We start from the raw sequence: 8825 nt of genomic DNA, 5'->3' as shown, positions 1-8825 counted from the left end.
GCTATCATGAATTTACTAATACAACTCCACCTATAAAGGTTACGATTCTAAAAAATATTAGATTTTCAAATATTCTTCTTCGCCTGCTGAAACTCTTACAGCGAAACGGACGAAAATCCCCATCGATACAGGGAGAAAACAGTCTTTAATATATTAGGTGTCGTTTACAATTGGACCATGTCTGATAATTAAGCCGCTTAATTTTAAAAATGAAACCCGTTAGGATTTATTTGATATGCAGAATCCCCAATGATTTGCACTGGTTTTTAGAATAAGAAAAAATCCCTTCTGAAACTGACCTTTCTTAGCCTTAGCTTGATAGCAATGTGGCGGTACCCCATCGCTATCAAGCTAAGACTTTAAAGAAGCCCCTAAACGATAATTTTGTGTTTTTTACAGCACCGAAGTTCATTTTTATAGTTTTTGGGTAACCTTTTTTGTTAGGGTGATAGATATGGGGGCTAAGTCATAAATGTTTAAAAAAGAGCTCGTCCTATCTTTTCTGTACGAGAAACAAGATAGATTGACCTAGTACTGTGGAAATCTTTAATGGGTACAGAACAAAGAGATAAATGACCTATGTGTTCTGAAATTGTTCGAAACACGCTCTTACTTTATTTAATTGATTCATTCTTTTATAAAAAAGTCTGTTCATTTCTATGATCCTTCAACTAACGCCATCCACCCATTGAACAAAAAGGAAAAAGTAAAGTTAACTCTTTTTCCCATAAGGAATAATGACTTTGTTCAGTAATCATTATCATTTTGCTAATGTAATGAACTTACTTTATTAATTTTCAACGGATACCCTCTTCATTAATCGCTTTAATTTATTTTCTGTATCCGTTTCCCCTACTGGCGTATAGATACTACACCGTAAATCCATATCACCTTGAACTTGAAAAGAAGTTAAATTAAACAGCATTTTGCCTGCTTTAGCATGTCTGAATTCAATTATCATGTCTGGAGCCTTACTCACTTGACTTTCTTGCCATAAATTCTGGAATTCTGGATGGGAACGACTCATTTCTTCAATAAACTGGCTGTACCATTCATCGTCTAAATAGCGTCCATAATAGGTACGGAAAATAGCAAGAAAACCTTTCACGAAATGTTCCCAATTGACGGCCAATGCTTTTAACTCTTTTCTAGTGAATACTAAACGAATCAAATTTCTTTGATCATTTGGTATTTGTTCAAAATCTAAAAAAACATGAGCAGCTGCAGGATTCCAGCCCATAATATGGCAATGTCGATCCGTAATGATAGTTGGACAATATGTTAATTCATCTAGTATTCGTATTAAAGAAGGGCTAAGCTTTGATTGATCCTTTTTTGGACTTGTACTTTCTGAATTTGTTTCGAATGCCAGGTCATATAAGTAGTCTGTTTCATCATTATTTAATTGCAAAGCTTTAGAAATACAATCAAGTACGATTGTAGAAACCTTTATATCTCTTCCTTGCTCTAGCCATGTATACCAAGTGGTGCTTACACCTGCTAACTGCGCAACCTCTTCTCTTCGTAACCCAGGTGTTCTTCTCCGGTTTCCGGCAGACAAACCAATAGACTCTGGACTAATTTGGGCACGCTTAGCTTTTAAGAATGCCGACAGAGCTTTAAGCCTTGTTTTATTATTCATTTTTAAAACTCCTTATCTTATCAATTTATCCTAGTAGTAGTTATACTAGGATAAATCCCCCCCTTGTAATAGGATAAATTGACTGTAAAATACAAGTATATTATTGATTGGAGGGAATGCAAAGTGGAAAGAGTTGTGATTACTGGTATGGGCGTAGTTTCTCCTATAGGAAACGACATCAAAACATTTTGGAACAATCTAATTAAAGGGGAATCTGGTATAGTCAATATCGATACTTTCGATGTTACCAATCATAAAACAAAAATTGCGGGTATCGTCCAAGATTTTGATGCAGATGAAGTTTTAGGAAAGAAAGAGGCAAGACGTTTAGATCGTTTTTCTCAATTTGCTTTGGCTGCAGCTGAACAAGCTTGGTCAGATTCTAAGTTAGACCTCGATCGTATAGATGTAGAAAGGTTAGGCGTATACGTGGGTTCAGGTATTGGAGGGATTGAAACCTTGATTGAAAATGTTGATGCACTTAGGCAGAAGGGACCAAGAAGAGTCAGCCCAACTCTAGTACCTGCCATAATGTCTAATGCTGCTGCAGCACAAATTAGTATCAAGTGGAATGCGATGGGACCTTCTATGTCACCTGTTTCTGCCTGTGCAATTGGAAATACATCTATCGGGGAAGCCTTTAGACTAATTCGTTCTGGGGAAGCTGACGTTATATTTGCGGGTGGAACAGAGTCAGCTATAACAGACTTATCAATAGCCAGTTTTGGTAACGCTACAGCATTATCAACAAGAAACGATAATCCCACTAAAGCTAGTCGTCCATTTGATGAAAATCGAGATGGATTTGTCATGTCAGAAGGAGCTGGAATTCTAATCTTAGAATCTTTATCTCATGCTTTACATAGAGAGGCAAAGATTTATGCAGAAGTCATTGGATATGGTGCAAGTTCAGACGCATACCATATCGTAGCTACACATCCGGAAGGTAAAGGTGCTTATCTTGCAATGAGATCAGCTTTAAAAAATGCCAATATATCGCCTGAAGAAGTTGATGTTATTAGTGCCCATGCAACAAGTACAAAAGTGGGGGACATCTCTGAAACGATGGCTATTAAGCAACTGTTTGGAAAACAAGCTTATCAGATTCCGGTAACAGCTAATAAATCTATGCTTGGTCATATGTTAGGGGCAGCTGGTGGAGTTGAAGCAATTGCTCTAGCAATGAGCTTAAAGGAAGGGACAGTTCCTCCAACAATTAACTTAGAAAATCTTGATCCATTATGTGATCTGGATTATGTACCATCTGTTGCTCGCCAAGTGAAAATAAATATAGGTCTATCTAACTCATTTGGTTTCGGAGGTCATAATGCAGCCATTGTTTTAAAGAGATACGAGTGAATAAATTTCTCTCGTAAATTTAACCGTTTACTCTAGAAACGGTTAGATTTATTCAATTAAAAAAAGGAAGAGAGAGTGAGAAAATGAATATTAGAGTAGCAACTGCATTAGACTACCCTAATTTAAGAAGGATATATTTAGAATCACGGCGTGAAAGTTTTCATTGGCTAGATAGAAATGAAATGACTATAGAAGATTTTGATAAACATACTGAAGGAGAACATATACTACTAGCAGAGGAAGATAATCATATCCTCGGATTTGCTTCTTTATATTTACCTGAAAACTTTATACACAATTTATTTGTACATCCTGAGTTCTTTGGTAAGGGGGCTGGAAGACAGTTACTTCATGCTTCCATAGAAAAGATGAATACACCATTAAGATTAAAGTGTGTTTCTAAAAATCAAAAAGCATTAAAGTTTTATGAGAATATGGGCTGGAAAAAAGTTATTTAAGAAGGTGAGCTAGAAGAAAAATATTGGGTAATGATATATAAGAGGTAGCACCACATCGCTATCTAGTGAACCGTTTTATACTTTCCGAACAATAGCCAAATAAATGGATGATACTATACTTTGAATAAAAAACACAAGCATTACATAATAAATAAAATATTCCTTATCTATTAACTTAAATATTGCTACTAATGCTACTCCAATTAATATACCAACGGTTAGAACAGTATAAGATAATGACTTAATTTTAAAGATGAACATTTGCCCTCTCTCATCTTGTGACTCCATCCGACGTTCAAATGTAATTTTGTAAATTTCTGCAATAAACACCAATACTACTAACACACAAATTACAATCGTAGCAATATTAACCATTATTCATCCTCCTTATATTTAAATACATCGGTTATCTCTTTCTCAAGTGAATTAGAAATTTTGAAAGCTAAAATCAAAGAAGGGTTATATTTATTTTTTTCTAAAGCTACTATAGTTTGTCGACTGACACCAACTGCATCTGCTAATTGTTGTTGAGTCCATCTTTTTTCAGCTCTTCCTACTACTATATTATTTTCAAGCATGTCATTCCTCTCTTCTATTATACAGTTATATTAACGTAATAGTAATATCTTTTTTACAAAAAGTAAAGAATATATTACAACGAACCGAATAATACATTATATGTTTCGCCGAAAAAACATGAAAATTATACGCTATTAAATTTATTGGGGGTTCTGCCGCATGCCCACCAACTTAAGAAAACAAATCCACCCCATAACGAGAAAATGAGCTTTTTATTACAAATTAGCACAAAATTCCGTTCTGGGGGTAGGTGTATTTTGTTAGCTTGATAGCGATGTGGTGCTACCCCTCAATGAACAAAAAAAATTAGCATAGTAAAATAGTATTCGTCGGATAGGAGTCCAATATATTATTAAAATTAAGATGGTTCAAGTTGAAGGAAGGCACTTTAGGGGGTCTTTTCGTTATTTTTAAAAGGACCTGCTCCATTCATTCTTAAAAACATAAAGTAAAGTGAACCCGTTAAAATACATGAATGAACCTTAGTTTTAATCCTCTTACCTAAAGGAGGAACTATTATGGGCTATGGTGGTAGTTGCGGAGAAGGCTGTGGTTTTGCTGGAGGATTTGCTTTGCTTGTTGTACTCTTTATACTATTAATCATTATCGGATGCAGTTGCTTCTGCTAAAAAACTATTAGAAAGGACACTCTTATATGGGTGTCTTTTCTTTATGAAAAATATCTAACTATCAACCTTTTCCTTATGACTTCTAACATCAACAAAGGGTGATACAAACTATTACATATGTTTGTACCACCCTTTATTGATGCGTTTAGACTTCTCCCTTAGTGTACCCATATTATTAGAACATCCTGTAATCTGTAGACAAAATGTAGCTAATAAAAACAATATTAATAATTTCTTCAATAAATCCTCCTACATGCATAAAACACCATATGTTACAAAACAAACATAACATCAACTCTTTATAAAAACAATATAATCCTCGGTCCTTAAGCTATCTCTTAACATAGGAGTACCGCTACATATTCATACAGCCAAAATTTTAAAATATCCTCTACTTAAGGAATTTGTAAGTATCAAGTAAGAAAAACGAGAGCTTTGCTTCGTATAATCAAAATATAAAGTGAAGGAAAAAAGATTATTTCTGGGATTAATATGCATGTAACAAGAGAAGAAATCTACATTTTTTTAGAATAATAATATTAGTATGTCCAAGTTTTGGAGATTGCTTGCAAATATTTTGAAGTTTTCGCACCAGAATTCTAATTACCATACCTGTTTTGTACCATCACATATTGGAGGTTGAAACATGAATAAAAAAAAGAAAATACAAAAATCAGTCCTTACCTTTACCCTACTCTTTTCTTTAGGCGTTTCATCTTTCCCGCTTACAACAACTATTCACGCAGATACACATGAGGAACAATCTGCTGAAAAGAAACTAGTCTCTTTAACGGAGCGTACATCATTATTTTTTGAATATCTCCAGAAAGGTAAGTATGCAGAGGCACTACAGTTGACGTCTGCTGCTTTTCAATCCAAGTTTACAGCAACCACATTACAAAACTGGTGGACACAAAGTGGCTGGAGCGGGATAAAAAGTATGGGAACCCCCGTGATAAAAGAACGAAACTTGGTCCATCAGACGGTGGAAATTCCAGCAGATACCGAAGGAACTACCATACCGCTACTCCTTAAATTCACACCTGGCGGGAAAGTAGATGAAATTGGAGAAAGGCCACCCGAGGAATCTTATACCATCCCGCATCCTAGCTATGATCAACCTGACTCCTATCAAGAACGTGAAATCGTCATTGGAAATTCTACCTATCCGTTACCAGCGACATTAACAGTTCCGAAACATAAGCGTGGTGAAAAACTGCCCGTAGTTGTTCTTGTTCATGGTGCTGGCATCCATGATCGCGATAGCACATATATGGGAACAAAAATCTTACGAGACATTGCAGTGGGCCTTTCATCCAACGGAATTGCAGTGTTGCGCTATGAAAAACGCACCTTAGAACATGCATTAAAGATGAGTACAGAACCTGTTACGTTAGACCGTGATACTACAGATGATGCTATATTTGCAGCAAAATCAGCAGCGCAGCAGGAAGGCATTGATCCAAATAATATTTTCATTCTTGGACATAGCCTAGGAGCTGGCACAATGCCACGTATACTAAGCAAAGCACCTTCCTCACTTGTCCGAGGAAGCATCTTACTCGCACCACCTGCACGCCCTTTGACTGAAATTGCCATTGATCAGTATCAATACCTTGGGAAACCAAAGGAAGAAATCGATGAACTAAAAAGACAGGCTGCTTTTATTCAGGATCCTACTTTCAATCCTGACCATCCTCCAGCTGGCTACAATTTTGGGTCACCTCATTTTATGTATGATGTTTCTAGGTGGCGTCCAGTTGAAGAGGCAAGATTAAGAAAAGAGCCTTTACTCATTCTGCAAGGAGCACGTGATTATCAAGTAACAGTAAAAGATGAATATACAAAATGGCAGAAAGGACTTTCAAACCGCGGGAATGTTCAGTTCAAAAAATATCCGAAATTGAATCATTTCTTCACGGAGGGTGACGGGGAATTAAGCCTCCCTAGTGAATATGAAATCCCTGCTAACGTTCCCGAATACGTCATCCAGGACATTATTACATGGGTTAACGAGACAAAAAAATAAGCAAACATCAAAAGCCTTCATGCAATCATTATTGCGTGAAGGCTTTTTGAAACTAGTGATTCAGAGATAGCTATTATAATGCACCAAAACGAGAATTATATTTTTCTACGTACTAAATAAAACGCTAAGGAACCCATAATAACAGGTGCAACGAAGTCAAAGAAATGTGAAAAAGTAAAAGTAAAAAGAAAAAGAAATGGTATAAGTGTATAGATAACTGCTAGTCCTATAAATAAAGGAATTCCAAATTGAAACTCTCGACATCGTTTAATTTTCCTATATAAAACTTCCCCAAGTAAACAAACTATGAGAGCTGGTATACTACCATAAGTGACGATAGTTTTTATGAATCCATGTAAAACGTCCGGGTGAATAAAGCTAGGATTAAAAATATATGAAATTAAGAACCATCCAAAAATAAAAGCAAACAGACTTGCAACATAACTAACTACAAATTTTATCAAAGTAAGCAACGTAATCATCCCCATAATTTCCTAATATTATCTTCATTGTATCATTTTCTCTTAAAAAGACTCCAAAAGGATATACTTGCCCTTCAGCTTTCTTTTTTAACACTTGTTCAAGACGTATTTTTTGATGTTATTTTGTATAAAAAACTTCTGGGAGCAACGGGCAAACTCGTTGAAAAAATTCGCGATTTCTAATATGTAAGTTAGCTAACTCGTTGGCATCATCAGTTTTATAAAGCCGAATATAAATGTGCTTCCCTACTAGTTTCATAACATCCCTCCAACATTTTTATATGTCTAATGAGGCAAAAGTATACCGTATACTTTATACAGTTGGCTATTGTCAGGAATCATTTTGCACGAAAGAAAAGACACTCTATATGAGTGTCTTTTCCAATAGTTTTTAGCAGAAGCAAGAAGCTCCAACGATGATTAATAAAATGAATAACACAACTAATAAAGCAAAGCCTCCAGAAAAGCCACAACCGCCACAACTACCACCATAACCCATAATAGTTCCTCCTTTAGATAAGAGGGGAAAACTAAGGTTCACTCATGTATTTTAATGGATTCGTTTCATCTTATGTTTTTCCGCATTGATTGAGCAGGTCCTTTCGAAGACTATTCACATATTAACTATATTTTTAAAAATAAATAATTTAACTATATAAATAGATAGATAAATTAATATAATGTATTAATCCTAAAAGAAGGGAGGAATAGCCGTGCAATTAGTTTGTTTTAAAATAGTAAGTGGTCAATATTTCTTATTTGTAGAAGGTATTCAAATTCCTGTACCAATTCCAGCAGTTGCTGCAGCTTTATTAATTGGTTTAGGAGTAATTCCACTTTGTTCTTAATGTAAAGAATTCGGACCATTCCTATCTTTCCATTGGAAAAGCCTCAAGTATATGAATACTTGAGGCTTTCTTTATATCAGAGAAAAAACACCTTACAGCGCTTGAAGATCTCCTGATTTAATTAATGCAGCCGTTACATCATCACCGAAAGTATTGAGACAGAATACTTGCTCGTCTACCTTATCCATCACTGTAGCTTCACCTATCTTGCCACCTTGAAGTTTAATAAAATAGTTATGTTCTTCTACAATTTTACTAAAATCTCTATTTGCCCATCTTTCAGTAATTGCTAATAGCTCTTCTTTGTTCTTGAAATTGTTTCCGTTTAGAATATTTCTTACTTTCTCTGCATTCTTTTTGGACATAGGGGTTGCTCCCTTTCCTTCACACGCTTTTACTTTTTGATGAGTCATGCTATGCATAGCTGAAATAACTTCTTCTTCAGTAGAAGTTACTGTAATGTGAAGTTGTGCATTTGAACCTTTCACTTCTGCTTCATTCGATAGTATGTCTTCTTTATTAACCTCTGCAAAAACATGGTCCTCACCCTTAAGCGGGACTTCAGCAAACTGTAATATTCCATAAGTCATACCAGTTGCAAGTACTACTCCCCCTATAATAGATGCTAGCCAATACTTTAGCTTCTTATCCATCTTCATTCCCCCGTCTTCGTTTACATATCTTAACTAAAGAATACCATATTTAATTCCTTTTTATTGAAGAGTCTCTAATTTCTACTATTTAAAAATATTCTCATCGTTTAATGTAATACGATATAATCATTTTATAATACAAAAAA

General features: G+C 35.2%; 11 protein-coding genes and 2 pseudogenes. 6 read left to right on the top strand and 7 right to left on the bottom strand.

Annotated features, from left to right (window positions below; all coding sequences use genetic code 11):
* A pseudogene (locus ACQGSG_RS23715) lies at positions 1–192 on the top strand (hypothetical protein); the annotation flags it as partial.
* A gap of 598 nt (positions 193–790) precedes the next feature.
* Here the strand turns inward: ACQGSG_RS23715 and ACQGSG_RS23710 are convergent.
* Positions 791–1642, bottom strand: coding sequence for a helix-turn-helix transcriptional regulator (locus tag ACQGSG_RS23710; RefSeq protein WP_001060883.1), 852 nt, complete (start codon positions 1640–1642; stop codon positions 791–793).
* Between the two features lie 123 nt (positions 1643–1765).
* Here ACQGSG_RS23710 and fabF point away from each other — a divergent pair, with 123 nt between their 5' ends.
* Positions 1766–3001: a beta-ketoacyl-ACP synthase II gene (gene fabF, locus ACQGSG_RS23705; RefSeq protein ID WP_000442906.1), complete on the top strand. Its 1236-nt coding sequence runs from the start codon at positions 1766–1768 to the stop codon at positions 2999–3001.
* A gap of 83 nt (positions 3002–3084) precedes the next feature.
* Positions 3085–3459, top strand: coding sequence for a GNAT family N-acetyltransferase (locus ACQGSG_RS23700; RefSeq protein ID WP_098605530.1), 375 nt, complete (start codon positions 3085–3087; stop codon positions 3457–3459).
* Positions 3460–3534: 75 nt separating this feature from the next.
* Here the strand turns inward: ACQGSG_RS23700 and ACQGSG_RS23695 are convergent, their stop codons facing one another.
* Together ACQGSG_RS23695 and ACQGSG_RS23690 are read right to left on the bottom strand one after the other, a co-directional pair.
* Complete coding sequence (locus ACQGSG_RS23695) at positions 3535–3834, bottom strand: hypothetical protein (protein ID WP_000247165.1); 300 nt, start codon at positions 3832–3834, stop codon at positions 3535–3537.
* Positions 3834–4037, bottom strand: coding sequence for a helix-turn-helix transcriptional regulator (locus tag ACQGSG_RS23690; RefSeq protein WP_000892395.1), 204 nt, complete (start codon positions 4035–4037; stop codon positions 3834–3836). The genes ACQGSG_RS23695 and ACQGSG_RS23690 overlap by 1 nt, the downstream gene beginning before the upstream one ends.
* Before the next feature lie 519 nt (positions 4038–4556).
* Here ACQGSG_RS23690 and ACQGSG_RS23685 point away from each other — a divergent pair.
* Together ACQGSG_RS23685 and ACQGSG_RS23680 are read left to right on the top strand one after the other, a co-directional pair.
* Entirely contained in the window at positions 4557–4667 is a 111-nt protein-coding gene (locus ACQGSG_RS23685; RefSeq protein ID WP_000540371.1) for a YjcZ family sporulation protein, read from the top strand.
* A gap of 646 nt (positions 4668–5313) precedes the next feature.
* Positions 5314–6696, top strand: a complete 1383-nt coding sequence (locus tag ACQGSG_RS23680; protein ID WP_325842737.1) for an alpha/beta fold hydrolase — start codon at positions 5314–5316, stop codon at positions 6694–6696.
* Positions 6697–6791: 95 nt separating this feature from the next.
* On the opposite strand, the gene ACQGSG_RS23675 is transcribed toward ACQGSG_RS23680, so the two are convergent.
* From ACQGSG_RS23675 to ACQGSG_RS23665, 3 genes and pseudogenes are all read right to left on the bottom strand, one after another.
* Positions 6792–7178: a hypothetical protein gene (locus ACQGSG_RS23675; RefSeq protein ID WP_000631597.1), complete on the bottom strand. Its 387-nt coding sequence runs from the start codon at positions 7176–7178 to the stop codon at positions 6792–6794.
* Between the two features lie 25 nt (positions 7179–7203).
* A pseudogene (locus ACQGSG_RS23670) lies at positions 7204–7437 on the bottom strand (GNAT family N-acetyltransferase); the annotation flags it as partial.
* A 132-nt stretch (positions 7438–7569) separates the two neighbouring features.
* Positions 7570–7677: a YjcZ family sporulation protein gene (locus tag ACQGSG_RS23665; protein WP_000540375.1), complete on the bottom strand. Its 108-nt coding sequence runs from the start codon at positions 7675–7677 to the stop codon at positions 7570–7572.
* 214 nt (positions 7678–7891) lie between these two features.
* Here ACQGSG_RS23665 and ACQGSG_RS23660 point away from each other — a divergent pair, with 214 nt between their 5' ends.
* Positions 7892–8026 carry a hypothetical protein gene (locus ACQGSG_RS23660; protein ID WP_001177693.1) on the top strand — a complete coding sequence of 45 codons (135 nt, stop codon included), beginning with the start codon at positions 7892–7894 and terminating at the stop codon, positions 8024–8026.
* Positions 8027–8118: 92 nt separating this feature from the next.
* Here ACQGSG_RS23660 and ACQGSG_RS23655 read toward each other — a convergent pair whose 3' ends face one another.
* Complete coding sequence (locus ACQGSG_RS23655) at positions 8119–8679, bottom strand: PRK06770 family protein (protein WP_000358637.1); 561 nt, start codon at positions 8677–8679, stop codon at positions 8119–8121.
* Between the last annotated feature and the right edge of the window lie 146 nt (positions 8680–8825).

Source organism: Bacillus sp. GMa5/1 (assembly GCF_050172015.1).
GTDB lineage: Bacteria > Bacillota > Bacilli > Bacillales > Bacillaceae_G > Bacillus_A > Bacillus_A cereus.
The sequence above is the reverse complement of the archived record's forward strand: the minus strand, read 5'-3'. Positions and strand labels throughout refer to the sequence as shown.